The organism is Marinomonas communis (genome assembly GCF_004363305.1).
Taxonomy (GTDB): domain Bacteria; phylum Pseudomonadota; class Gammaproteobacteria; order Pseudomonadales; family Marinomonadaceae; genus Marinomonas; species Marinomonas communis.
Map to the genome: position 1 here is coordinate 308,057 of NZ_SNZA01000001.1, position 25,857 is coordinate 333,913.

At 43.3% G+C, this 25,857-nt stretch carries 26 protein-coding genes; 14 read left to right on the top strand and 12 right to left on the bottom strand.

All coding sequences use genetic code 11. The features are described 5' to 3' along the window. Positions 1 to 103 precede the first annotated feature (103 nt). The 3 genes from phnD to C8D85_RS01510 form a co-directional block, all read right to left on the bottom strand. A complete protein-coding gene (gene phnD / locus C8D85_RS01500; RefSeq protein ID WP_133559591.1) occupies positions 104 to 1,147 on the bottom strand; it encodes a phosphate/phosphite/phosphonate ABC transporter substrate-binding protein in 1,044 nt (347 codons plus the stop codon). Between the two features lie 220 nt (positions 1,148 to 1,367). Further along, complete coding sequence (locus tag C8D85_RS01505) at positions 1,368 to 2,738, bottom strand: sigma-54-dependent transcriptional regulator (protein WP_133559592.1); 1,371 nt, start codon at positions 2,736 to 2,738, stop codon at positions 1,368 to 1,370. 1 nt (position 2,739) lies between these two features. After that, entirely contained in the window at positions 2,740 to 4,638 is a 1,899-nt protein-coding gene (locus tag C8D85_RS01510; protein ID WP_133559593.1) for an ATP-binding protein, read from the bottom strand. 271 nt (positions 4,639 to 4,909) lie between these two features. On the opposite strand from C8D85_RS01510, the gene C8D85_RS01515 reads away from it, so the two are divergent. Then, a complete protein-coding gene (locus tag C8D85_RS01515; protein ID WP_133559594.1) occupies positions 4,910 to 5,314 on the top strand; it encodes a response regulator in 405 nt (134 codons plus the stop codon). Between the two features lie 102 nt (positions 5,315 to 5,416). Here C8D85_RS01515 and C8D85_RS01520 read toward each other — a convergent pair whose 3' ends face one another. Continuing rightward, entirely contained in the window at positions 5,417 to 5,812 is a 396-nt protein-coding gene (locus C8D85_RS01520; protein ID WP_133559595.1) for a hypothetical protein, read from the bottom strand. A 374-nt stretch (positions 5,813 to 6,186) separates the two neighbouring features. Here C8D85_RS01520 and C8D85_RS01525 point away from each other — a divergent pair, with 374 nt between their 5' ends. Beyond that, the gene (locus C8D85_RS01525; protein WP_133559596.1) at positions 6,187 to 7,140 is read left to right on the top strand and encodes an AraC family transcriptional regulator; all 954 of its coding nucleotides are present in this window, start codon (positions 6,187 to 6,189) and stop codon (positions 7,138 to 7,140) included. Between the two features lie 70 nt (positions 7,141 to 7,210). Here the strand turns inward: C8D85_RS01525 and C8D85_RS01530 are convergent, their stop codons facing one another. Beyond that, positions 7,211 to 8,290 (bottom strand): hypothetical protein, encoded by a 1,080-nt coding sequence (locus tag C8D85_RS01530; protein ID WP_133559597.1) that lies wholly within the window; start codon positions 8,288 to 8,290, stop codon positions 7,211 to 7,213. A 267-nt stretch (positions 8,291 to 8,557) separates the two neighbouring features. Between C8D85_RS01530 and upp the strand changes: the two genes are divergently transcribed. Both upp and C8D85_RS01540 read left to right on the top strand, forming a co-directional pair. Then, positions 8,558 to 9,184 carry a uracil phosphoribosyltransferase gene (gene upp / locus C8D85_RS01535; RefSeq protein WP_133559598.1) on the top strand — a complete coding sequence of 209 codons (627 nt, stop codon included), beginning with the start codon at positions 8,558 to 8,560 and terminating at the stop codon, positions 9,182 to 9,184. An 18-nt stretch (positions 9,185 to 9,202) separates the two neighbouring features. Next, a complete protein-coding gene (locus C8D85_RS01540; protein ID WP_133559599.1) occupies positions 9,203 to 10,501 on the top strand; it encodes a uracil-xanthine permease family protein in 1,299 nt (432 codons plus the stop codon). A gap of 171 nt (positions 10,502 to 10,672) precedes the next feature. On the opposite strand, the gene C8D85_RS01545 is transcribed toward C8D85_RS01540, so the two are convergent. From C8D85_RS01545 to C8D85_RS01555, 3 genes are all read right to left on the bottom strand, one after another. Further along, the gene (locus tag C8D85_RS01545) at positions 10,673 to 11,395 is read right to left on the bottom strand and encodes an OmpA family protein (protein ID WP_133559600.1); all 723 of its coding nucleotides are present in this window, start codon (positions 11,393 to 11,395) and stop codon (positions 10,673 to 10,675) included. Positions 11,396 to 11,520: 125 nt separating this feature from the next. Continuing rightward, a complete protein-coding gene (locus C8D85_RS01550) occupies positions 11,521 to 11,943 on the bottom strand; it encodes a VOC family protein (RefSeq protein WP_133559601.1) in 423 nt (140 codons plus the stop codon). 90 nt (positions 11,944 to 12,033) lie between these two features. Continuing rightward, complete coding sequence (locus C8D85_RS01555; RefSeq protein ID WP_133559602.1) at positions 12,034 to 12,360, bottom strand: hypothetical protein; 327 nt, start codon at positions 12,358 to 12,360, stop codon at positions 12,034 to 12,036. 73 nt (positions 12,361 to 12,433) lie between these two features. Here C8D85_RS01555 and C8D85_RS01560 point away from each other — a divergent pair, with 73 nt between their 5' ends. After that, entirely contained in the window at positions 12,434 to 13,462 is a 1,029-nt protein-coding gene (locus tag C8D85_RS01560; RefSeq protein ID WP_133559603.1) for a nucleoid-associated protein, read from the top strand. A 1-nt stretch (position 13,463) separates the two neighbouring features. Here C8D85_RS01560 and C8D85_RS01565 read toward each other — a convergent pair whose 3' ends face one another. Both C8D85_RS01565 and C8D85_RS01570 read right to left on the bottom strand, forming a co-directional pair. Continuing rightward, a complete protein-coding gene (locus tag C8D85_RS01565; protein WP_133559604.1) occupies positions 13,464 to 14,114 on the bottom strand; it encodes an HAD family hydrolase in 651 nt (216 codons plus the stop codon). Positions 14,115 to 14,252: 138 nt separating this feature from the next. Next, positions 14,253 to 14,516, bottom strand: a complete 264-nt coding sequence (locus tag C8D85_RS01570; RefSeq protein WP_133559605.1) for a hypothetical protein — start codon at positions 14,514 to 14,516, stop codon at positions 14,253 to 14,255. A 129-nt stretch (positions 14,517 to 14,645) separates the two neighbouring features. On the opposite strand from C8D85_RS01570, the gene C8D85_RS01575 reads away from it, so the two are divergent. Next, positions 14,646 to 15,122: a DUF2947 family protein gene (locus C8D85_RS01575; protein WP_133559606.1), complete on the top strand. Its 477-nt coding sequence runs from the start codon at positions 14,646 to 14,648 to the stop codon at positions 15,120 to 15,122. Positions 15,123 to 15,522: 400 nt separating this feature from the next. Here the strand turns inward: C8D85_RS01575 and C8D85_RS01580 are convergent, their stop codons facing one another. Next, on the bottom strand, positions 15,523 to 16,215 hold the full coding sequence (locus C8D85_RS01580) for a tRNA-uridine aminocarboxypropyltransferase (protein ID WP_133559607.1): 693 nt from the start codon (positions 16,213 to 16,215) through the stop codon (positions 15,523 to 15,525). A gap of 194 nt (positions 16,216 to 16,409) precedes the next feature. On the opposite strand from C8D85_RS01580, the gene C8D85_RS01585 reads away from it, so the two are divergent. Continuing rightward, positions 16,410 to 17,168, top strand: a complete 759-nt coding sequence (locus C8D85_RS01585) for a DUF1499 domain-containing protein (RefSeq protein WP_133559608.1) — start codon at positions 16,410 to 16,412, stop codon at positions 17,166 to 17,168. Positions 17,169 to 17,227: 59 nt separating this feature from the next. Continuing rightward, positions 17,228 to 17,827: a TetR/AcrR family transcriptional regulator gene (locus C8D85_RS01590; RefSeq protein WP_244936871.1), complete on the top strand. Its 600-nt coding sequence runs from the start codon at positions 17,228 to 17,230 to the stop codon at positions 17,825 to 17,827. On the opposite strand, the gene radD is transcribed toward C8D85_RS01590, so the two are convergent. After that, positions 17,824 to 19,569, bottom strand: coding sequence for a DNA repair helicase RadD (radD, locus tag C8D85_RS01595; protein WP_133559609.1), 1,746 nt, complete (start codon positions 19,567 to 19,569; stop codon positions 17,824 to 17,826). The genes C8D85_RS01590 and radD overlap by 4 nt on opposite strands. Positions 19,570 to 19,658: 89 nt before the next feature. Here radD and C8D85_RS01600 point away from each other — a divergent pair, with 89 nt between their 5' ends. The 6 genes from C8D85_RS01600 to rnd all read left to right on the top strand — a co-directional run bounded on the left by C8D85_RS01600 (position 19,659) and on the right by rnd (position 25,846). Further along, positions 19,659 to 20,312, top strand: coding sequence for a 2OG-Fe(II) oxygenase (locus C8D85_RS01600; protein WP_133559610.1), 654 nt, complete (start codon positions 19,659 to 19,661; stop codon positions 20,310 to 20,312). Between the two features lie 91 nt (positions 20,313 to 20,403). Next, on the top strand, positions 20,404 to 21,396 hold the full coding sequence (trhO, locus tag C8D85_RS01605) for an oxygen-dependent tRNA uridine(34) hydroxylase TrhO (protein WP_133559611.1): 993 nt from the start codon (positions 20,404 to 20,406) through the stop codon (positions 21,394 to 21,396). Between the two features lie 155 nt (positions 21,397 to 21,551). Then, entirely contained in the window at positions 21,552 to 23,750 is a 2,199-nt protein-coding gene (dnaX, locus tag C8D85_RS01610; protein WP_133559612.1) for a DNA polymerase III subunit gamma/tau, read from the top strand. A gap of 20 nt (positions 23,751 to 23,770) precedes the next feature. Next, entirely contained in the window at positions 23,771 to 24,097 is a 327-nt protein-coding gene (locus C8D85_RS01615) for a YbaB/EbfC family nucleoid-associated protein (RefSeq protein WP_133559613.1), read from the top strand. 14 nt (positions 24,098 to 24,111) lie between these two features. Then, positions 24,112 to 24,705: a recombination mediator RecR gene (gene recR / locus C8D85_RS01620; protein WP_133559614.1), complete on the top strand. Its 594-nt coding sequence runs from the start codon at positions 24,112 to 24,114 to the stop codon at positions 24,703 to 24,705. A gap of 1 nt (position 24,706) precedes the next feature. Continuing rightward, the gene (gene rnd / locus C8D85_RS01625) at positions 24,707 to 25,846 is read left to right on the top strand and encodes a ribonuclease D (protein ID WP_133559615.1); all 1,140 of its coding nucleotides are present in this window, start codon (positions 24,707 to 24,709) and stop codon (positions 25,844 to 25,846) included. Positions 25,847 to 25,857: the final 11 nt, after the last annotated feature.

Genomic DNA, 25,857 nt, shown 5'->3' on the forward strand with positions numbered 1-25,857 from the left:
TTCCTTTGGGTAAAAGGGCCCCTTACCGCATATATGAGCACAGCGGTAGAGGGGTATCGTAAGACAGAAGGGAGTTGGTACTCCCTAAGTTGGGTAGCAGAGCTTAATTAGTGCTCTGCATCGCTTGTTTTTTCGCTGCGGCTTTCGCAGCTTTCGCTGCATCGGCTTCAGCCAGCTGTTTTAGGCCAGTTTTGGTGTAAGCTGTACCGGAAGCATGAGCAATATCACGGATGACTTTCCAATCTTCTTTATAGGTGACTGGGTAGAAACGGTCTGCACCACCAAAGGTTTTTTGCATGTCTTCCGAGAAGCGGAAGCTATCAAAGGCTTGCTTGATTTTGGCAACAAGATCAGGGTGTAAGTCGTGGGCATAGCCAAACGCAGAGGTTGGGAACTTAGGACTCTTGTAGATGATACGGAAGTCCTTTTCTTCAATACGACCACCATCGACCATACGGTGGAATACGTCCGAAGCAACAGGGGCTGCATCGTAGTCGCCTGCTAAAACACCCATGATTGATTGGTCATGTTTACCTGAATATTTTACTTGGTAGTCTTTATCTGGCGTAACGCCCACGTACGGGAATAGAGCTCTTGGGGCTAAATTACCTGAGTTGGAAGACGCGGAAGTATGGGCAACTACTTTACCTTTTAGATCTTCCATTGAGTGGATATCACTGTCTGCACGAGTAATGGTAATTAGGTTATAACCTTGAAATCCATCTGCTGTGCCTTTTACTGCAATTGGTACATAACCGCCAAGATTCACTGCGTAGCCCGTTGGGCCGGTTGAAAAGCCTGCGATATGAAGCCGACCTGATCGAATCGCTTCAACTTCGGCAGCATTTGAATGCACAGTGTAGTAAATCACTTTTTTGCCAGTGGCTTCACTTAAATACTCTTGAAAGTCATGGAATGCATCCTTGTATACTGCAGGATCCTCTACTGGAGTATAAGTGAATACTAAAGTGCTTGGGTTGCGCCATTGAGAAGAGTCTTTAGGGCTGTCAGCAACAAGATCGTGATTCTCATCACAGAATTTATCGTCAAGAACACCACGATGTGAGCAGTCATCTGCTAATACAGGGCTTGCTACAAAAAGCAAGGAACCCGAAACAATCAAGCTTGTAAGCAGTTTTTTTGACATTATGTGTACCTCTTTAAACATTGTTTTTATTGTTATCGCCGGGCGGGAGGAGCCGTTGCCGGAGATGGCTGACTCTGCGTTATAAAGCAGAGGCAGCATTTAGATAGCAAATCAAATACCAACATGATTATTCATAATAAAAACATGAGGTTAGGGGACTCTTGTCGATGGGAAGTTAACTTATGGGACAGACATGTCCATCCTAAAAATAACAAACGGGTCATAACTGTCCTTTTTCCAAATTGCTACGGAAGACTTGTTTATCAAGATGGTGCTTTTTCATTTTGCGATATAAGGTTTTACGTGAAAGATCCAACAAGTCAGCTGCTTCATGTAACTGTCCTTGGGTGGCTCTTAGACCCTGTTCTAAGATTTGACGTTCATACTGTTCCATGCGTTCTTCGTAACTAGCACCGGTGGGACTATCTTCATGTTGTAATGAGGCTAAAGAGGTTTCACTGATGCCGAGCACAAATCTGTCGGCTGCATTTTTGAGTTCGCGGACGTTACCTGGCCAATTGTGTTGTAGTAAATGAGTCAAGGTCGTTGGCTGTATTTCTGGAAGGGGCCTTACAAAGTGTTCTGCGGCTTTACGAACATAATGATGGAAAAGAGGCAGTATGTCTTCAGGTCTGTCTTTTAGAGGGGGAATAGTCAAGCTGGCTACATTGAGGCGATAGAACAAGTCTTTGCGAAAGCGACCATCCTCGCTAAGCTGAGCAAGATCATCTTTACTTGCGGCAATAACTGTTAGAGAGACTGGGATAGGAGTTGTACTGCCAACACGCTCGATGGTTCGATCTTGTAAAACCCTGAGTAGTTTAATTTGTACAGAAATTGGCATCGTTTCTATTTCGTCTAGAAATAATGTTCCGCCGTTAGCGGCTTCGATCTTGCCGATGTGTCGTTTATTAGCCCCTGTAAAAGAGCCCGCTTCATGGCCGAATAATTCGCTTTCAATCAAACTTTCGCTGATACCGCCACAGTTTATTGCGATAAACCGCTTGTCAGATCGCTGGCTAAATCGGTGTAATGCTCGTGCGACAACGTCTTTTCCTGATCCTGTTTCACCATAAATAATGGTGTCTACATTGGCTTGCGCCAGAGCTAAAATATGTCGGCGTATGTTTTTAATCGCAACCGAATCGCCGATAATGAACTCGTTCAGCCCACTTTGCTGTTCTAAGTTTTGCTTTAATGAACGGTTTTCCAATACTAGCAGACGTTTTTCAACCGCTCTTGAAAGCTGATTGACGAGTTGATCGGGCTTAAGTGGCTTTTCTAGAAAGTCATATGCACCATCTCTCACTGCTTCGATCGCCATCGGAATATCCCCATGGCCACTCATTAGGAGTACGGGAAGTTCACAATCAAGCTTTTGCAGCCGTGTAAGCAGTGCTAGACCATTCATTTTTGGCATTCTTACATCGCTTAGAATCACTGCTGGACTGTCAGTGTCCAGTGAAGCTAAAGCTCCTTCGGCGTCAAAAAAGCTTTGGATTTTAAAGCCTTCCAGCTCCAGCATTTCTGTCAGGGCTTCAACGATGGACTGATCATCATCTATGATTATTATTTTAATATCCTGATTCATTTTATTGCTCTGCCTTATTTAATATCAGAGTAAAACAGCTACCTTTACCCAAAGTGGAGCAAACGCGAATGCGCCCTCCAAAGTCTTGAATAATGTTGTAACTGATAGACAAACCGAGCCCGAGTCCTTGCCCTACTTCCTTTTGCGTGTAAAAGGGGTCAAAGATCAGTTCAAGTTTGTCTGGCTCAATGCCAATGCCTGTATCTTCCACTTGAATCTCAATTACAGACCCAAGGTCAGTAACTTGGATGCTAATCTTCGCATCGGTTACTTGACTGTCATTTTGTTCTAGAGCATCCAAAGCATTACTCAACAAGTTCACCAGCACTTGCTCTAAGCGTATTGGCTCAGCAAGTACGGTAATCGTTTTGGAAGGTGCTTGATAGTCAAACTGACATGGGTGTTCTTTCAAACGATTTGACATAAGGTCAACAGTGTCTTGAATGACTTGATTAACTGACACCGGGGATAGCTCGGTTTCAGCAACCCTTGCAAACGTTTTTAGGTGACGGGTGATTGAGGCCGTTTTATCGAGTAAATGTGATATTTTAATCATCGTCTCGCGGGCTTTTTCTGGTTCATTTTTTTCTAAACGGCGTCCTAAAATATGCAGCTGGCTTGCTATGGCGGTTAGGGGCTGATTGATTTCGTGGGTAATACCAACACTAAGTTGACCAAGTGCTGCCAGTTTACCTGCTTGCACCAGCTCATTTTGTGTAGCTTTTAGTTGTGCTTCGGCGGCGATACGTTCTTCTATTTCGGCCGCAAGCTTGTGATTTGTTTGCTCCACCTGGATGGCTGTATTTTGAAAGTGTTTAAGGTCCATAGCCATGCTTGATACTTCATCGTCACCAAGAATACGAATTTGTGTATCCAGTTTTGAACTGGCGATGGCACGCATGTTTTTCTGAAGCTCTTGAATCCGTTGGAGCACATTTCTTTGCACATAAAACCAGGATATTGCCCCGGCTACGATAAGGCTTGCTAATGACAGCAGCAGCACGCTACGGATGCTGATGTTGATTGACTTGATAGCGTTGTCTAGTGACGTGCCAATACTAGTGTTAGTTTGATTGGTGTATTGGTTGATCTGAGCGGCCAACTGTTGAATATGGTTTTGGCTGTTTTGAAGGTAAAAAGACTGTTGGTAAAGTAGATCAAGTTCCTGATTTTTAAGTAAAAATAGTTCCCCCTTACGTGACCCCATCTTAATAAGACTTTGTAACTCATAGTGTGTGTCGGGCGCTATATCCAACTTGCTGGCATTTACTTGGAGTTCTTCTCCAAGTCGTTCTAAATGTAAAAACGTATAGTCTAAATCGTTAAAAGATGCGTCATTTCTGATTTTCTCGGCCATACCAGAAAAATAATAAAGGTGGCTAATAACAGATAAGACGTCTGCTGGTGGAGATTGTTTAAATTGATCAATTAATTGCTCGATGCGAGGAAATATCAAGCTTAAAGTCAGTACCAAGTCTCGATGAACGAGTTCTCTTTGTTCAACGTTTTGATTAAGTAAGGTCAGGCTATTATGAATCTGTGTGATCAGTTCGACGAAGTAGCGGTTGTAATCGGGCAGGTTGCGCATCAACAGGTCCATTTCATCAATGGCAACATTAAGCTCGGCCATAGCTTGTAATCTTGAGGCATTTGATTCGCTGCTTACCAATAGAGGAGCCGTAGAGACAATGAGGCGGCTTTTATCGTTAAGTTTTGCTGCAGCATCTAATCCTGGTATGTCTTGGTGTTGAAGTAGTTCTAGCTTGCCTCGCAATTGGATATAAGTGTTTGTAGCGAGGGTACTGGCAACAATTGTAATGGACGAGATCAAAACGAATGCTAAAAAAAGACGCCCACCAATACCGATATGACGAATCCAACCGCGTAAATTAATACTCATGCAAGTATCCTATTATTATTGTAGTAAGGCCTTGTAATGAAAAAAGGATGCCAGTTTTACCTGCTTAAATACAAGGTAAAAAAATAATGGATCGGTCAGAAATGTCCCTTTTAAATTGATTGTTGGCTGCTAACTAGGTGGTAGCAAGTTATAGTATTTTTCAATACAGCCTCAAAATTATGAATCCCTGTTTCTCAACTTGAATATTTACAACGCTACATAAAAAGCGAATTCTTCGAACTCACTAACAATAAAAACCAAGTTAACTCATATGCGTATTCTTATAGCAGAAGACGATCCGGTCTTGTCAAAGTCTGTATCCAGCCAATTCGAGAAGCTGGGTTTTGTAACAGACGTGGCGTTCGATGGTGTCCAGGCAGAAATATTAATGAAGGAACAGCCATACGATTTGCTGATCCTAGATCTTAATATGCCTAAACGTGATGGCAACGAGGTACTGTGTGCGCTGCGTCGAGGAGGTAATAATACGCCAACTTTAGTTTTAACGGCACGAGGTGCGTTAGACGACAAGTTGAAGCTTTTTAATCACGGTGCTGATGATTACCTAACTAAGCCGTTTCGATTTGAAGAATTAGAAGTGCGCTGTCGAGCACTTATTCGGCGTAATCGGGGATTAGCTAACGACCAAATTGAACACAATGAAGGTGCTCGATAAAAATTATCAAACACTATTTAATTGGGTTTTAACTGTTTTAGCGTTTCGTCTAATTTGGCTCTCACTGCAAGAGTACTTGTGATGCTAACTTAGGTGGACTGTTTAATGATGATGGACGCGTAAGTGTATGGTTGCGCGTTCGCTAATTTCTTGAATGTTGATGAAACCTCCATTATCACTTTGTACTCCACCATTTAAGATACATTGTTGATATTCCTTCACGCTTAATTTGGTTGTTGAATTGTCAGTTTCGAAAACTTCTACAGTGGTTTCAAACAAAGCATAGGGCGGCATTGAAAGCCTGAATACTGCAGTCAACACGCTAAACCCACTTGCCCCAATTAATGCCTCTAACTCATCTAGCGTATAATAAGTTTTGTTAGGATGATTCCGAACATAATTGGCAATTTCTGTCCAAACAGCACCACATGGGTAAAGTGTCTCATCAACTAGCTCGGCAAGCCGTAACTGGGTTTTCTTGTAGGAGCTACTTGTCATCTATTCACATCCTTTGAACGGGTTATAACAACCAAATACTAGTCAAGCGTGAACATCTTGTTTGGTGCAATTTGTAAACTTTCATTTCTATTTATAAGTAATGTAATGATTTGTTATCTGATGGGTGTTGACTGAAACCTTAAGATAAATATCTTCAATAAAATCAATTGGTTGTGTTCAAATCAATATAGATTTGATGGTTTTGAGCAACTTAAAAATTTTAGCAAGTGGTTTTGCCCTATATCTAATAGTGATCATAGAGTCGTATTTTGGATGAGATATCAAGTTGATAAATGATTAACATGAAACTGTTTATGCATTAAACAAAATTCGTGTGGCTCCTTTAAAATAAAAATGATTCTAGGAGGGTATTCATGCATCTCAAAGTGTGTGATCGAGAGGCGGTTGGCGTCTCTGCTAAGTCCGTATCCGACTTTCTAATGAGTGAGCATTTCGGCAAGCATGAGCTTATCGAAGGCTCACCAAACGATAGATTGGCTGAAATAAAATTTAAACGCTTTGGCGTTTTATCTATTTCAGAGCATTGTTTTGGCTGTGAAGCGAAACTTAATGCTCTTGGATCATCTGAAAATTTTCATTTGCAAGTGGTTCTAAGCGGTGAAAGTGTGGTTCAAAGTCGTGGTTTGATTCAGCGACTACGACATGGTGATAGTATGATGCTTGCTCCTCATTCATCGTTTACCAGCACTTACAGCGCAGACTGTCGAAAGTTAATAATTTGCATACCTGCATCGTTTATAGAGCAAACGGCATTTGAATTCGGGTATCGAGTGCACAAAGGCACTATTGAATTCTCGTTTGAAAAAAAACGTTTACCTCATTCCAGCTCTTTTATCTGTTTATTGGAAGCTATACTGCAACAGACTAAAGATAATTCCAATGATCGAGGCTTTATGTATTACAACAAATTACTTGCGCATATGGTGATCGGAGAATTCTCTTGTAATTTAGAACGCTATCGTCAGTTGCCAATGAGTGAACATCGTTTGATAGAGCGTATTCGTCAACATGTACTTAGGAATATCGTGCAAGATATTAGCATTGAAGATTTATCTAAGGTGTGTCGTTTAAGTCGTAAGTCAATATACAACTTATGTCGCAGAGAATTGGGTATGACACCATTGTCGTATATTCGTTGTTTAAAGCTTGATAGTGTGTACTCTGAGCTAAAACAAGATGATCGCGTCCGTAATGTAACGGAAGTCGCTTTAAAATATGGATTCACTAATTTAGGCAGGTTTTCTGCCCAATACAAAGAGTACATAGGTGAATTGCCATCACAAACATTCCGAAAAGGAGTATTTTGATTAGCTCCGTGAACACTCTAGCCCAAGCAAAGGGGTAGCCTGGGCTAGAATGTCTTTACAGTATGGGTTATTAGAATTTGTACATAGCCATTAATTCAAGCTGTTTTCCTGCAGGGCGAACAGATGTTCCTTGTGAGGTAGGTGGACGGTTTCCGGCATTTTGCTCTCTAACTTCTATGCCCAGATCTACATTAGGCAGGTATGCATACACCATGTTGATGGCAGTTTGCTTAAGTGTATCGTCACTCAGGCTAGATTTGTCCGTACTTACTTGGCCATAACGCAGGTTTGCACGCAATTTGTCTGATATTTTATGTCCAATTCCAGCACTAAAACCAGTTGTCGTGATAAGGCTGCCGTTATTGTCTACTTCCATTTGCGCGTCTAATCCTCGTGCTCCGTTATAACCCCAGCCCGAATAGATTGCTGCTCCTTTACCTGTAAAACCGCTAATGCTCACTGTGGTATCGCCAAACTTCAACTTACTTGCCAGGGAAATCGCAGCACCATACTTTGATTCGTCATCAGAAGTAATACTTGGGGTTGTATCTACTTCACGGCCAGTTAAAGCAAGGTTAAATGCATGGCCTGACGAGGTTCGATGTGTATATGCTAAAACGGCATCTGGAGTATCTGCGTTACTATATAGAGGATCTTGGGCGGTAAAACGCCAACCGTCTTTTACGTAATGTATGACTAGATTAGGTCTGATTGGTGCACCATTTCCTGCGATGGTACCAATTCCAAGCCCCCAAAAGTTTAATGTTTCAGTATCGAATGGTGCGTTAGCAAAAAATTGACCATTCCAAGTTTGGCCAACAGTTACATTGTCAATATTAATGTAAGCATGACGCAAGCGCCAAGCGTAGCTACTGTCAGAGGAGGTGTTGTTGTCCCAAAAGTCGCCTTCAATGAATCCGCGGATTTTATGATCTTCAACCATGCTTGATGTACTTAAATTAAAGCGTGATTGTCGAACGCTCCCCTCGACAGAGTTTTCGCCAACGTCTGGTTGGTCGAAAACAGTCTCCGCTTTCAAATAACCACCAACGCTGAAGTTAGTACCGTTGAATTCACCTAAGTCAACGGCGAGTGAGTGTGCTGAAAGGCTTGCTGTTGTAATCGCAAGCGCTAGTTTTGTTTTTATCATAGTGATATGCCTTCATTATTATCATTGTTGAAAGGTGTTTTCACTATGGCAAAACAATGTAAGTACAAATATTCAAATAGTGTAATGTTTGTACAGTGCACTCTACGAATGCATCATGAGGCTAATAAACAATGTAAAACAACGTGTTGTGGCACAAATCTTTCATGCTATAACGCAAAAACTGGGCCACTTTATATCGCCTAGTTTCCAGTAATGTGCGAAAATGACCATTTAGTCAAGATCAATGCCATTATTAAAGAGGTTTCCATGAGCGTTTATGAAATTCGTCACCCCCTTGTACAACATAAAATTGGCTTGATGCGAAATCAGAAAATGAGTACCCGCGGGTTTCGTCTTCTAGCATCTGAGGTTGGTAACTTACTGACATATGAAGCAACAAAGGATTTAGAGCTAGAAGATTATCAACAAGATGGTTGGTGCGGTCCGACGACATGCCAGCGTATTCGCGGCAAGAAAATTACGGTGGTACCGATTCTACGTGCTGGCCTAGGGATGCTGGACGGTGTGTTGGAGCTGATTCCTAGTGCGAAAATCAGTGTTGTCGGTATCTACCGTGACGAAGAGACGCTAGAACCAGTGAGTTACTTTGATAAGCTTGCAAGCGACATTGATCAGCGTATGTCATTGGTTGTAGACCCAATGCTGGCGACCGGTGGCTCATTAATTGCGACCATTGATCTTCTTAAAAAGCATGGCTGTGAGACGATTAGAGCACTTGTTCTAGTGGCTGCACCAGAAGGCATCAAGAAAGTTCAAGAAGCTCACCCTGATGTAGATATTTACACTGCGTCAATTGATAGTCACTTAAACGAGCATGGTTATATTGTTCCTGGTTTAGGTGACGCAGGCGATAAAATCTTTGGTACTAAATAACAGGACGGTTCCCTTCACATGGCTTCTCAAATATCTAGCCACTATCTAGCTGGGTGGCGATTGCTTCTTGCGGGTGCACAAATGCTGTTTGTGGCATTTGGCTCATTAGTGCTTGTTCCTTTAATAACAGGTCTCGATCCTAGTGTTGCATTGTTTACAGCGGGTTTGGGTACGTTAATTTTCCAGCTTTGCACAAAACGATCTATTCCTGTATTTCTAGGTTCTTCGTTTGCTTTTATTGCACCGATCATTTTTGCGGTGGAAACGTGGGGGCAGGCGGCAACCATGGGGGCGCTTTTCTGCGCGGGTTTAGTCTATGTGTTGCTATCAATTTTGGTGGCTTTAAGAGGCCCTGGCTTCTTACATCGACTATTACCACCTGTCGTAACTGGTCCGATTATTATGGTCATTGGCTTAGGCTTGGCACCTGTCGCCGTCAATATGGCGCTAGGTAAAACGGGAGATGGCTCTGCGCAGCTATTCCCTTATGCTGATGCAATTTTAGTATCAATGCCTGCTTTGTTAACGACTTTGCTTGTTGCTACTTATGCAAAAGGCGTATTCCGGTTAGTCCCTATCATTGCTGGCGTGTGTGTTGGCTACATAGTCGCTATGATCATGGGGCTTGTTGACTTTACTGCGATCCAAACCAGTGCTTGGGTAAGTGTGCCTGCGTTTGTGATGCCTGAATTCAAGTTAGCAGCTATTCTTTTCATGCTACCTGTAGCCATTGCGCCTGCTATCGAGCATGTCGGGGATGTATTGGCAATTGGTAGTGTGACTGGCAAGGACTATGTTCAAAAGCCTGGTCTACACAGAACCTTGCTCGGTGATGGCTTAGCGACGTCTGCAGCATCTTTGTTTGGTGGCCCACCAAACACTACCTATTCTGAGGTAACGGGTGCTGTGATGTTAACGAAAGCTTTTAACCCTGTTGTGATGACTTGGGCGGCAGTTTTTGCAGTGGCATTGGCGTTTATTGCTAAATTCGGTTCATTCTTACAAACCATTCCAACTCCAGTAATGGGGGGAATCATGATTCTTTTATTTGGTTCCATTGCTGGCGTTGGTATGAATATCTTAATCAAGGCTCGAGTCGACCTTAGCGCACAGCGTAACCTTGTGATTGTTGCCGTTACATTGGTATTTGGTATCGGTGGTATGACTCTTGGCGGATCAGGCTGGCATCTACAGGGCGTTAGCCTTTGTGGCCTGGTTGCAATTATATTGAACCTGATTTTACCAAAAGCGGATCAAACGAACGATTTACATGAAGAGCAGGGAGTTGTTGAGGATCTAGTCCATCCAAAACACTAAGTCATTCTCTTATTAATTATTTACCTGAAACATAGTGATTTAACTAAAACGTATGCATCTCAAACCCGATTAGGGAAGCCTAATCGGGTTTTTTTATTGGCAATATGATAAAAAACGAGGCCATTTAGGCCTCGTTTGATAAGAATCTAGTAAAAGAAGCGCTGCTTTTTCTTACCAGCCAGTGGCTTCACCACTTGTATCAAACTGCAAATCAGTTTGTGGCATGCCATTACTGCTTGTGTCGAATTGCAGAGCAGGGGGCGTCGGCATACTTGGAGTAGTGGCCATATTATCAACACTGTAAATGTTCCAGCGTTTTTCTTGATTGGTTTGGCTTGCATAAAGGTTTGCGACAACCCGACGATTTTGCAAGCGGCCTTCGGGTGTCTCATTCGAAGCTATCGGTCTTGTTTCGCCGTATCCAATGCCACGAATACGCTCCCGGTCTATGCCGAATTGGCGAATCAGTACTAATGCAATTTCGTTGGCCCGATTGCGAGACAGCGTCAAGTTCTTATTAGCATCACCAAGGTTGTCTGTGTGACCTTCAATAATCACACTAGAAGTAGGGTTGGCAATCATGAAATCAGCAACTTTTCTAATCTCAGAGTAATATTCAGGTTTCACATCGTATCTTGCAGGATCAAACAATACTCGTAGGTTTATTTTCTGCTCAACTGTGTTTACTGTCGGACAACCATCGTTATCAACTTTAGCTCCCGCTACTGTTTCAGGGCAGAAGTCTCTGATATTAATGACGCCATCTTTGTCATCATCAGCAATGTTTTGAGGTAGTGAAGCGCTGTCATAGAGAGGCTCGCTGGCTACACACAAAGGGGCACTAAGTAATCCCGCAAGCAGTAATCCATTTTTCGCGAATTTTGATATGGTCATTGCTTTATCCCATTATTAACTAGACAGTTATGTAACTATAGTTGGCTAGGGTTACATAACTCTAGCCACTATTTGTACGCATAGCGCTTTTATGGTGTTGCAATGTAATTTTATGTAATTAAATGTTACCAGCTGCCTGTGTTTTCCATCGAAGCCCATGGCTCTTGAGCGACTAAGGCATCACCTGTTTGTAATAGCTCAATGGAAATACCATTAGGGTCTTTAATGAATGCCATGTGCCCATCGCGTGGTGGGCGAAGAATGGTAACGCCCATGCTTTGTAAGTTTTGGCAAACTTGATAGATATTTTCGACCTCGAAAGCAAGATGACCAAATTGATCGCCACCAGAATAAGTTCTGTCATCCCAGTTGTGTGTTAGTTCGACTTCTGGTGCGCCTTGTTCAGTTGCGTAGTAAATCAGTGAAAACTGGCCTTTTTCACTATCATAGCGGCGAGTTTGAATTAGCCCTAGGCCTTTAGTGTAGAATTCGTGGCTTGCCTCTGGGTTAGCGGTGCGAATCATTGCATGTAAATAACGTATACTCATCTTTTCTCTCTCCAAGTGGATGAATTTCCTTATGGTAGAGTAACTTAGCTAGGCTATCAAAAGATGCAGTGAGGCTTACAAAGACTTTCCTTAATCTTCCCAGACGTACCGGATTGGATCTCCGAAATCGTCGTAGATGATTTTCTTCTTAGGTTGCTTTGATTTTTCCTTGGCAGGAGGTGTTGGTGCTTTTTTATCCGACTTTCTTTGCTGGATGGCGGCAACAACATGATTTAGAGGGGTTCTATCTTTTTTAGGCTCAATAAATCCTATATGGCTCGTGTTATACTTGCCATCTTGTAAGCCGGAAGCGCCCATTTCAACTTGCTTAATCTCGCCTTGCTGGCGTATAAATCGCTCAACTTGTGATTCGATTTCTTTTCGAGTTTGCGCCTTTGTTTTAACTGGTTTAGTCATTACGCTTGTTTAGGTTGCTCCTGTTGGCGAATGCATATTACAAACCATTCATACTAATCGTAAGAGGTTACTAGTGTCTATTGTCAATTTAATTGTTCACGAAGTTCAAAAAGAAGAGGGTGAATCTAAGGCGATGCTGGTCGCTCGCCCAAATGAAAACCCAATTGATTCTGATGCGGAACAACTAGCCGACAAGGTTACACACTTATTTAACCGCTCTGGTATGAACACTGGACAATTTTCCAACCCAGAAGGCAGTGAAGAAGGGAGTAAGTTGCCTGCGCTGCTTCACAAACATTTTACTGGTTCTGAGTTCGATGATTTTGCTGCGTTCAGTAAGGCCTGCGCTGCTGAGTACGTCCGATTTCTTGAGAGCGTTTCTGAGGCTGAAGGTGGTTTATTATGGTTTAACCATTACGAGCTAGGTGGTTCACACTTTCTGTTTATCGTTCTATTGAAGCGCAAAACAGGGATTACGCTGGGAGATGATTTGAGCTTTGCCCAAGTGAATCCTCTAGAAACAGATAAGCTGCATATGGCTTTGCGAATCAATTTATCTGCTTATCATGATCGTGATGATACACGGTATATTGCGTTTCGTTTTGGTAAAGCACCAAAATGGGAAAGTGAATATTTTACTCAGTTTATTGGCTGTGATGAGCCTAAAGTCGCAGCTAAAGAAACACGTAAGTTGGTAGAGGCTGCTTCCGCTTTTTGCCAATCTCAGTCTTTGCCATCTAAAGCAGCCAATGAATTTAAACGTGCTGTAGCAGAACAATGTTTGGAGAAGGCTGAAGAAAGGGAGCCGTTAGAGCTAACTGATATTGCCAGACAAATAGAGTCACGCTTTTCCGCAGAGCAGGCGTCGAAGTTTTTGGAGATTGCTGAGTCAGATGCTTTTCAGGTAGAAAAAGAGATTTTCGTTGAAAAGGCTGCATTAAAGAAACTAACCCGCGCTTCTGGTTCAAACCGATCTCTGACATTGAGCTTTGATACAGATCTTCTTGGTGAAAGTATTGAGTTCAATGCAGACACTGGCGAACTCACTATTAAAGAGTTGCCGCGTAGTCTGCTTAAACAACTGATGTCATTAGAGTCTTAATTTACGATGTAAGCCCTAGGAGGCTCTGAAGCTCTTTCATGGAGGCGAAGGTTGCATCAGCACCAGCCTCTTTCTGAAGACTCGCCGGTAAAACAGCGCTGTACGCATAAACTCTTGCACCAGCCGCTTTTCCGGCCTGAATGCCTGCAAGAGAATCTTCAATGACAATGCAGTCTTCTGGGGCAACACCTAGTGCATCGGCAGCCTTTAGGTATAAGTCCGGTGCAGGCTTGCCTTGAGTGACATCATCCACGGCAAAGCGTGTTTTGAAAAAGTGTGTTAACTGGATAAGCTCAAGCTTTAGCTCCATCTCTGCACGCTTTGCATTAGTAGCCATGGCAATAGGGCAGCGGATTGAGTTAAGAAGCTCAACCACGCCTTCTATCGGCGTTAATGAATTTTGAATTGCGCTGTTAAATGCTTGTCGGTATTGCTCTGGAAAGGTTTCGGGAAGTGGTTTCCCAAGCATCGATTCTGCTAGTTCGAGACATTCTTGCGTGGTGAATCCTGCAAATTGAGTATGAAGTGTGTGATCGTCTACATTTAACCCAATTTCATGAAGCATTTGTTTAAGGATATTTGAGGACAGTGTTTCGGTATCGACGATGACGCCGTCGCAATCGAACAGAATGGCTTGATAATCTGGACGCATTACAACTCCTTTGCGTGTAAGTAAGTTTCTTACAGGAGTGTAGCGAGTCTGAATATAGAAAGGAAAGGGGGTGTTATTCTTTTTCTCCCCAATTGCTTAATTTCTGTGAATTCAAAGTATTATTGAAAGTTAATGTTTTTATAGGTGAGCACCAGAGTGCTGTTTACCTAAAACAGGAGCGGCTTTAACGAAACTAAACAGTGACTTTATCGCAAAAACACCCTTTTTGAAGGATTTAGCAACTTTAGTTGTAAAGCTTTCGCTGTGGTATTGTGAGTGAGTTACGCCCCATTTGGATAACAAAGCTTCATACTGTTCTTGTGAATCTTTGGTTTGCTTAGCTGCGCCAGTGTAGTGCAGGTTATACAAAGCGGATGTGTTTACGTCTTCTGATGTGTACATGTTTAAATCTCCGTAAAATATAAAATGTAGTTTTATTACTACATTGATAGCTTAGTGCTTTCATTTGAGAGTCGCAAACGCTGTTTTTTCACTAAATAGGTTATTTTTTTTCATCAATTAGGTGGTTATATGTCTCAATACCGTTCCCTTTCGCTTTCTGGTAAGGAGTGGGTGTTTAAAAGGGAGGAGCCTTTTGTGTCGGCTGATGATCGAGAGCAAATTAAGCTTTTGGGTGAAGTTGCTGGCGCTAACATTTGGCGGGATTACGTTTCCGACTCTTTTCTATATCCTGATCTGTTTTCGGGCGACGTATGGGTTAAGAAGAACATCGTTGACACATGCGAGTGGGAGCAAGCTTGGGAGTCTGATGAGGAGAGTGTGCCCGATATGATGCTTTCGCACCTTGAAAATTGGGGTGATGATACAAGGGTGTACTTCTGTTGCCATGCTGATTTAGTTCTTGAGACAACTTGGGCTGTGTTTAAGCGAGCATGGAAAGCGTTTTTGTTTTTAGAAAGCGATGCTGTCTTGGTAGGTAAGAAAAAAAAGCAAGCGATCCAGTTCTGTGAGGATGGTCGCTTGACGCTTTTGATGAGGCCAAGTTAAGGGTGTTTATTCGCTTTCATCTAAGATCGCAAACGATAAGCATGTGCTAAACAATATTCCTCCTACCAAAATCGGGGGTGTAGGGAAAATTAGCATTAAAAAGCCAGTTCCAGTCCACAGTGTTTTTACAAGTCTTCGTTTAGCTTTATAGCGCCCACTGAATCGTCTGAAGTGGGCGTGCTTAGATTCTGATGAAGGATCAAGGAAGTCCTTTTGATACCAAGATGGCATGATACGAGAAATAGACAGGTGCACATAGAACATAATTAAGCAAATGATCATAAACCTCACCAAGGAAATCAGTTTGGATTTATGATTAGTTTAGTTGTTTCTTACTAAAGTGCAGTTCGATTCTGTCGTTTGTTGGTGAATCTAGGTGTTCAAGTGTAATTTCTGGTTGCTATCGACGCCTACTCGTCATGCTTCGCTCATTGAAAATGTTGTAATACTTAAATAAAGCTAAAGCCTCTTCAGGTGCATGTAAGGACTCTAGGCACATCGAGGCGACTTCTGCTGTAGCAAATTGATGGTCATGCTTTGCGTGTCGAGTTTTAAAAGAGCGAATGGCTTCACTACTAATGCCGTAAGTTGGAATATCATCAAGCCAGCGGCTTTGATGCAGCATTTTGCTGGCTAAGCGCCATGTGGCGTCCAATAAAATGATGTGCTCAATTTTGTTTTCGGCGGTTTCTGCACTCAAATAATCTCCTGATGCTTTTCTTTTTTCTGTTTCAGGAAAAAGGATTGCCGTATTGCCCTTGAGGGCATTAAGTCGTTCTAATAGGTCTTCTTCTGGTTCTGTTCTGGACCACAAATACGCTTCAGTCTGATTTGGGAATAAATCTGCCAAAAGTCGACCGCTATTAGTAGGTTTATGGATTTCTGTATTGTGATAGAGCAATGTGAATTGGATTGGGCTTGTCATGCTGGTGCGTTCAGAACAAAAGCAGGCTGACTCTGACATGAGGCAAGAAGGGCAGCGAACGGTATTCGATCCACGAGCAATAAATGCTCTTTGGCTTGCTAGTTCTAGTTTGGTGCGAAGTAGATCAACGCAGTGAGCAGGGTGTTTGCGCTTGGGTTTTTCTATCATGAGATCGATATAATCATAAAGAGTAATTTGACATAAATTTTGACTCTTTTTGTAATATTTTTCTATTACATATCAGTGCTCTTTACGCAAAATATGCAAATTTAGTGGAATCACTGTAGAACGCTTTGCAACGGACTATCTAGTATTTATTCGACACGCTAAGGTTACGTCATGATGTTTTTTATGAGTGAATTATGAGTCGATATATTTCGCCCGTGTTGTACATTTTAATGATGTTGATTGGGTGTGCGGCGTTTGTTTCTATTTCAGGAGTGCGAGTTGGCTTTATCGAGCCGATCACGGCTTTTGAAATGCTGCGTAAAACCGTATATGCAGCCATTGTGTTGACTGTTTTGACAGCAGCTTCTTTACTAATCTGTCGTAAAGAGTGCAGCGCAGGTGGTCGTCGATTCTTTATCCTCATAGGTGTTGTCTCGTTTATATATAGCGTCATGTGGGTTGGCCTGTATATGCAGAAGTCCAAACTCCCCGATTTGTATGACATCACTACTGACCTAAATAACCCTCCTGTTTTTATCAATATCACATACCTTCGTAAAGCGTCTGAACATGGTCTGGCATATGATTTTTCTGCAGTACCTTTGCAGAAAAAGTACTATCCAGAGATTAAGCCGCTTGTAGTAAATACACCTTTTAAAGAAGCCTACATTGAGGCAGTCTCCCTTGTTAAAGAGCGTGGTTGGGAAATGGTTTCGCAATATCCTAGCGCTGGTGTTATTGAGGCAACGGCGAGAACGCCTATTTTTGGCATGCGAAATGACATCGTTATTAGGATTTCGCAACAGCAAGAAAGTGTAGTGGTTGATATGCGCTCTTGTTCAAGAGCTGGGAAATCTGATCATGGTAATAATGCTGAGCGCATTTCTGGCTTTCTTGGTGAGCTTGGCTCCCGCTTGAAGCCCGTTCCAAAGGAATTTGCGTTCCGTAATTGATTTTTTGTTGTTCACCCGGACACTTCTTTTGGTTAGACTCACCTTATGAAAACAGGGAGATGACGAAAGTGAATCGTCGAGAGCAGCAGAAAGCCAATACACGAGCCAAAATAAAAACCGCCGCAAGAAAAGCATTTCATGAATTTGGGATCGAAGCGACAACTACACGAGAGATAAGTCGTTTATCTAATGTCGCGGTGGGCACTTTCTTTGTACATTACGCTGACAAGCTGGAGCTTGTAAAAGAAATATATTTTGACGACATGGATGAGGCCTTGTCTTCCAGTGTAGGGCAGTTGGCTCCTACATCATCTCCAGCAGAATACCTTATTCAAATTGCAAAAATCCTCTTCCCTTTTTACTCCGATTACATCGAATCCACTCGTCACATTGTGGCAGATAGCATTAACCACGGTGGTTTCCATACGCAGCAAATGCAATCCATCAGCCAAGGTGTGTCAAAACGTTTTGCGGATGCCGGTATTGACACCAAAACGGCTCAACTATTTGCAGAAAACATGATGGCAAACTACTGGTTGGTATTCATGGAGTGTTTGCCAAAGAACGAGTTTTCTAATGGCTCAGTAATAGAGCGATTAGAGGGTTTAAATTTGCCATTCAAGATTTCTTTTGAAAATGCCTTACAAGCTAAACGCTAGCTTAAGGCATTGGCTTTTCGGTAAGGTCCTTGATAGTCAAACAGTAGCTGTGTCACGCGCCAGTGTTTTTTATCCTGTTCTGCAATAACGAAGTCAGGGCTAGGTAGGTAACTGGCGAAGGGTGTGATTTGTTCTGCACTATCGAACTCCAAGGGAGTGCTCCCTTCGCCAAGTCGACGTCCGAACTCATCATTAAAGCGTTGCCTGCTTTTTTTGAAATCAAAATTAAAGCTCTGTTTAAGCTCGTCACCATCCTCATCATGGTAAGTAATGTGAACTTTATTGCTTTCTATCTTGCATGATATTGCTTGGCAACGAATCACTTTATGCCCTTTGAGGTTTAAAGCTTTCTTCAAAATGTTGTCTGGGTCGATTAAGCGCTCATGACAATGCTGGCAATGACGTGCGGCAATATCATTTTCTTCGTTGCAGTGTGGGCAGCGTTTAAAGACAAAGCGATAATCACACTGTAATTCTCCGTGCAGTGTTTCAGCTAACCCCTGGCAGCGACGGCCGTAATGCTCGCGAATGGTGCCATCAGCTGCTTTGATTCCCCAAAATAGATTTTGATGTGCGCACTGGGGGCACTCGATTTGTACAAGCTGGCAGTTTGGATTGGGCTTCTTGGTGCCGATTTCTGGCTGAAAGATATCGTAACCACTGTTGGTGTAGTCAAGGATCAAGCAATCCGTTTTATTAGGGGAGAGTCTAAGTCCACGCCCAACCATTTGTTGAAACAAACTAACGGATTCAGTGGGGCGAAGTAGTGCAATGACATCAACGTGTGGTGCATCAAAACCAGTCGTCAAAACCGATACATTGACGAGGTATTTGATCTGTTTGGCTTTAAACGATGTGATGATTTGGTCACGCTCTTTTAAGGGGGTGTTGCCTGTGACAATTTTAGCTTCTTGCTCAGGGAGATAGCCCATTATTTCCTTGGCGTGTTCAACAGTGCTGGCGAAAATCATCACGCCATTGCGTTGCTTGGATAGCTCGATGATTTGTTCGCAGATAGCTTGCGTGACACGAGGGTGTTTACTGACTAGTTCGTTGAGCTGTTGCTCTACTGGGGATTGATCGTCATTGTATTCGTTGCTGTGCAGTTGGTTAAAGTCGTAGTGTGCTACAGCTGCATCGTAGACTTTTGGCTCCGTTAAATAGCCATCTTTAACAAGGCGTCTTAACGGCAGCTCATAGATGCATCGACTGAAAAAAGACTGTTCAGTGTCACGGGCAAAGCCCCAGCAATGTTTGTGATAAATCCAGCCGCTGTCTAGACGATATGGCGTCGCAGTAAGGCCTAATACTTTGAGTGTCGGGTTAAGTTGTTTAAAGTGTTCAATGACTTGGTGATATTGCCCTTGCTGATCTTTTGGTATGCGGTGGCACTCATCAATGATTAGAAGTGATAAAGCGTCTTGGTGTTGCTCAAGGCCTCGTGCGATGCTTTGAATGCTAGCGAAAGTGACTTTGTTTTTGATGTCTTTACGTCCTAGCCCTGCTGCGAATATGCCAGCGTCTACACCCAGTGCGATAAGTTTTTGGTGGTTTTGCTCAACTAATTCTTTTACATGGGTAAGGCAGATGACCTTTTGGCGAGCAAGTCTGCATAATTCAGCAATTACTATACTTTTTCCGGCACCAGTTGGCAGTACGATGACGGCGGATTCATTGCTTTTTCGAAAGTGATCTAGAGTCGCGTCGACTGCTTCTTGCTGGTAGTCACGTAGTTGATACATTTGCTAAGAAATCGTTAAAAGTTGGTGTTTTCGCAGGGCACGCTACAGTATCATTCGCCCCATTACAACGTTCCACACAGGTTTTCATCATGAGTTCAATTGTTCCTTTTACTTCAGAGACACCGTTTGACAAAGTGCTTGCGGATATACGAGAGAAAGGCTGGAGTATTACGGATGATTTCTTTTCGGATGAAATGGTTGAAGCTTTGATGTCAGATATCTCTGATCTCGACAATAGCTATATGAAGCAGGCTGGAGTCGGTCGTTCATTGGATCACCAAGTGGCACTGGAACGCCGTCGAGATTACATTCGGTGGATTGATCCAGTCAATCCAGCCCGTAGCGCTTTTCTTAATGCGATGGGGGAGCTGCGCCTAGAATTTAACCGTCGTCTGTTTCTTGGTTTATGGGATTATGAAGCACACTTTGCACGCTATGAAGAGGGCGCTTTCTACGAGAAACACTTGGATGCATTCAAGGGTAAAAGCAACCGTGTCTTATCGACTGTCTTGTATCTGAATGAGAATTGGGAAGAAGGTGATGGCGGTGAGTTTGTTCTCTTTGATGAAAATGATGAGCATAAAGAGCTGGGGCGCTTTCACCCGAAAAAGGGGCGTTTGGCTGTGTTCCTCAGTGAAGAGTTCCCTCATGAGGTGTTAAAGGCGAAGCGAACGCGACACAGTATTGCTGGGTGGTTTCGAGTCAATAACAACATCCAAAACAATCTTGATCCTGGTCAATAAGATTCGCAATTTATAAGACTTTTCCCTATAATGCGCGCCTTCAATTTAAGGCTCTGGTTTTACGTTCCAGATCGCATTAGGAGAAAAAGACGTGTCAAAAGTTGTTGTATGTGCCCTGTATAAATTCGTTCAGCTTGATAACTATGAAGAGTTGCGCGAACCCCTTCGTCAAACCCTTGAAGATAACGGTATTCGCGGTACATTGCTGCTAGCGAAAGAGGGTATCAATGGTACGGTTGCGGGCAGCCGTGAAGGCATTGATGCTATGTTAGCTTGGTTAGATCAGCAGCCGGGCCTTGAAAACATCGTATACAAAGAGTCATACGATGAGGGTATGCCGTTTTACCGAACTAAAGTTAAGCTGAAAAAAGAAATCGTAACCATGGGTGTTGAAGGTATTGATCCACGTAAAGTGGTCGGTACCTACGTTAAGCCGAAAGATTGGAACGCACTGATTTCAGATCCTGATGTAGTATTGATTGATACACGTAATGATTACGAATTCCAAATCGGTACGTTTGAGAACGCGGTTAACCCTAAAACTGATACCTTCCGCGAGTTCCCTCAGTACGTTAAAGAAAACCTTGATCCAGAGAAGAACAAGAAAGTTGCTATGTTCTGTACAGGTGGTATTCGTTGTGAAAAATCCACTGCTTACTTGAAAGAGCAAGGTTTTGAGGAAGTTTACCACCTTGAAGGCGGTATCCTTAAATACCTAGAAGAAGTGCCTGAAGAAGACACTATGTGGAAAGGTGAGTGTTTCGTGTTCGATAACCGTGTATCGGTAAACCATAAGCTTGAGAAAGGTGAATACGACCAGTGCCATGCTTGCCGTATGCCAATCACTGAAGAAGAAAAGCAGGATGAGCGCTTTGAACAGGGCGTGAGCTGTCCACATTGCTTCGATAAGTACACAGATGAGCAGCGCCGTCGTTTTGTTGAGCGTGAGCGTCAAGTTCAGCTTGCAAAAGAGCGTGGTGAAGCTCATATTGGCGCAGAAGTTGTCGATGCAGTGGAAAAACACCGTCGTGAAAAAGAGCTTGAGCGTGAGCGTCAGCGTCAAGCAGGTCAACAAGCAAACTAATTGCTTATGTGATATTTCAAAAGGGTCAGCGAATGCTGGCCCTTTTTGCATTTTGGTACTAATCGCATTCCTTTTTGGGCTGAAAAAGCTTAAAATTCAGTAAATTATCCACTGTGCTGTTGAATGCAGCCCCAGTCATCACCAGATTACATTGCATGAGCTATCAAGTACTCGCACGAAAATGGCGTCCGCAAACCTTCCTAGAAATGGCAGGTCAAGATCACGTATTACAAGCCTTAGTTAATGCTTTGCGCCAACAGCGCTTGCATCACGCTTACTTGTTCACGGGAACTCGTGGTGTGGGTAAAACCACCATTGCGCGTATTTTTGCTAAATGTCTGAATTGTGAAACCAATGGCATTTCACCGGAGCCGTGTGGTGAGTGTGATAGTTGCCGCGAAATTGCTGAAGGTCGCTTTGTCGATTTGATCGAAGTCGATGCGGCATCTCGAACTAAGGTGGAAGACACCCGCGAACTACTTGAGAATGTTCAATACGCACCGACTCGTGGTCGATTTAAAGTCTACCTGATAGACGAAGTGCACATGCTTTCGACACACTCTTTTAACGCTTTATTAAAAACGTTAGAAGAACCACCAGAACACGTTAAGTTTTTGCTGGCGACAACTGACCCACAAAAACTACCCGTGACGATCTTGTCTCGATGTTTGCAGTTCAACTTGAAGAATATGTCGGCACAGCGTGTCGTTGATTATCTGCAAAAGGTATTAACAACAGAGCAAGTGAGCTTTGATCAACCTGCATTGTGGCAAATAGGCCAAGCAGCCAACGGCAGTATGCGTGATGCTTTGAGTCTCACCGATCAGGCAATCGCCTTTGGTGATGGTCAAATCACCGAGACTGGTGTTACCTCTATGCTAGGTTTGGTGAATCAAAGCCAGATCCTTGCACTGCTTGAGTCAGTGGCAGCGAAAGATGCCGCACAAACCCTTCAAAAAATTGAAGCACTAGCTGACTATCAGCCAGATTTTGTTTCAATATGTGGCGCTATGTTGGATTCACTGCACCGTGTTGCGATTGAGCAGCAAGTACCAGGGGTGTTGCAAGATCAGATAGGCGATCTGGCTCGAATAAAGCATATTGCGCAAACGGTTTCACCTGAAGAAGTTCAAGTGATGTATCAAAGCTTGTTGGTTGGGCGTAAAGATTTGCCGCTTTCGCATTCGATAAAGTCTGGCTTTGAAATGCTTATGCTAAGGTTGATCGCGTTCCGTCCTGCCAATGCAATGGCTGTTCGTTATGATGCGCCTCCAGCTCCAGCTCCAGCTCCAGCTCCTGAGCGCTTGGCCACATCGTCTTCACCTGCTGATGTGACGCAAGAGAACACTCCATTAGCGGCGCCTATGGTCGAACAACATAAGACCAAAGAAACTGTCGATGTGCCTGATAGCATTGATGAACAAAGCTCATTGGCAAGTAGTGACTCGCTTGAATCTCAGGGAGCAGCTGAATCGGAACCGAATACGCTAACTGCTGAGAGTATCAATGGTGCTGCGGTGGTCGATGAAGAAATCGAAACAACGCCTCCGCAAGAAAACACAATGGACGCTTCACCCCCAGTAATTGATGAGCCTTCATATGATGGTGTGCCGCCATGGGATGAGTCACTACCAGACAGCTCGCAAAATACGACAGCTATGCAATCTGTTGATGCGGTCGACAATGTGACAGCTGAAACGCCAGCACCGTCTACTAAAGCATCTGGCATTGACCCCGCTGAGCGCTTGTCCAGAATGTTGCATGATGATTCGAATGATATGGACGATGAGGAAAGCGATGAAGAGGCCGATGAGCGCGCCATCGCAGAAACGGAAGATCCTTATGCAACGGCGGCTAATTTGGTTGAGGCGGTAAATGAAAAGCCTTCGCTAATTGATAAGCATCCAGATACCGTTGCACAGCCTGCGCTAGCGATGCCTTTGCCAGAAATCGCACATTTTAAAGATATGACCATGAATTTATGGTGGTTAGTAGCGCCTCGGTTGAAATTAACGGGCTTAGTACAAAATATAGTTATGAACTCTTGTTTGATGGATGCATCGGAACAGGGGCTTAGATTACAGGTGCCATTAGAATACGGACACATGCTTAATCAGGCACGTTATGAACAAATTCAACGTGAGTTGTCCGGTTTCTTTGAGGTACATGTACCGCTGATCATTGACACACTTGAGGAAGTCCAAGGTGTTACAGCGGAAGAATTTGCGGCAAGCAAGCGTGCAGAAGCATTGCAGGCAGCCATTACACATTTGAATAATCATCCCATCGTACAAGCTTTGGCTAGTACGATGGGAGGGCAAGTTATATACGACACTGTTAAAGTGAAAGCCTAGTTAGAATATTGGAGAGAGTTATGTTTAAAGGTGGTATGGGCAACATGATGCGCCAAGCGCAGAAAATGCAAGAAAATATGCAAAAAGCCCAAGAAGAAATCGGCAACATGGAAGTAGAAGGCCAAGCAGGTGCTGGCCTAGTTAAAGTGACTATGACAGGTCGTCATGATGTAAAACGCGTTTCTATTGATGATTCTTTGTTTGAAGATGACAAAGAAATGCTTGAAGACCTAATCGCAGCAGCGATTAATGATGCTGTGCGTAACATCGAAACAGCTTCTAAAGACAAAATGTCTGAAGCAACGGCGGGTATGCCAATTCCTCCTGGCTTCAAAATGCCATTCTAATTGGAGATAGGTGCTTGTTTAGTCCGTTAATTAAAGAACTCATTGAATCTTTGCGATGCCTACCAGGTGTAGGTCCAAAGTCTGCTCAGAAAATGGCGTTGTACCTTTTGGAACGTGATTCTCAAGGCGCTGACCGCTTAGCGGCTTCACTTCGTTCCGCTTTAGACAAGGTAGGGCGATGCCAACAATGTCGAACTTTAACGGAAGATAACTTGTGTCCAATTTGCGCTGATGACCAGCGTAATCAGCAACGACTCTGCATTGTGGAAACGCCAGCAGATGTTATTGCAATCGAAAGTACTAAGCAGTTTGACGGCTTATATTTTGTTCTTCTAGGGCATCTGTCTCCGATTGATGGGATTGGCCCAGAAGAACTTGGTTTGGACCGTCTTGAAATGCTTTGTAAAGAGCAAGGTGTCGAAGAAGTCATCATCGCGACTAATAGTACGGTCGAAGGTGAGGCGACATGCCACTATATTGCTCAACTCCTTAAGCCAAATGGTATTGACGTAAGCCGCATAGCCCAAGGTGTGCCGATGGGTGGTGAGTTGGAATACGTTGATGGTAATACCTTGGCTCTGGCACTTGAAGGTCGGAAGAAACTCTAACATGGATACTCAAAATCAAAATTTAGACATAGTCTGGGTGGATACAGATGCTGTCTTGAAAGAGTGGTGTGACTATTGGAGCACTTTACCTTTCGTTGCAGTGGATACGGAGTTTGTTCGTCGAACAACTTATTATCCAGTCACAGGGTTGATTCAGATTTCTGAGGGCAAAAAAGCAGTACTTATTGATCCGCAAACGATTTCAGATTGGTCTGCTTTACGGGACTTAATGGTGAATGAAAGCGTTATGAAAGTCTTTCATGCCTGCTCGGAAGATCTTGATGTATTCGATCGCTTGTTAGGTGTTCTGCCTGTGCCTTTTTATGACACTCAAATTGGTGAAGCTTTCGCCGGTGCTGAGTGGTCTTTAAGCTATGTTAAGTTGGTCAAGGCATACCTAGACATTGACGTGGCAAAAGATGAGACGCGCTCAGATTGGACACTACGACCTCTAACCGATGCGCAAAAACGTTATGCGGCGCTGGATGTTATCTATTTGGCAGAAGTTTACCCAATGCAAGTTCAGCGACTACAGAGCAAAGGCATGTTGGACTGGGTATTGGAAGATTGCGAAAGCCTGAAATGGCAGTATCAACAGAACAATGACCCAGAGCAGAATTGGGACGGTGTCAAAGCGGCATGGCGTTTAAGTCCAAAGGGGCTGACACTGCTTAGAATGTTGTTTTTATGGCGTGATGAGCGTGCTCGTCAAGATGATTTGCCCAAAGGGCAAGTTCTAAAAGATCGCTCTTTATGGGCAATCGCTAAATTCATGCCGGACAGCGCAAGAAGCTTAGGTAAAGTGGAAGACGTAACGCCAAAACAAGTGCGCCTATACGCTGATGTTGTGTTAGAGAAAGTTGCTTGTGTGAATGAACTAAGCGCTGATGAGTTTCAAAATCCATTGCCGGCGCCATTGCCATCGGATGCTGGGGACTTATCTAAAGCGATTCGCAGCTACTTAAAAGAGTTGGCACAAACATTTTCTATTGCTCCTGAAGTGGTATTGAAACGCAAATTGCTCGACCCGTTATTGCGTCATATTTATGAAGGTTCACCGATGGACTGGTCGAATCCAGCTTTTAATGGTTGGCGTCAAGATAAGGTTATTAAGCCTTTGTTAGAAAAATTCGCCAAGTAAACAGTTACCTT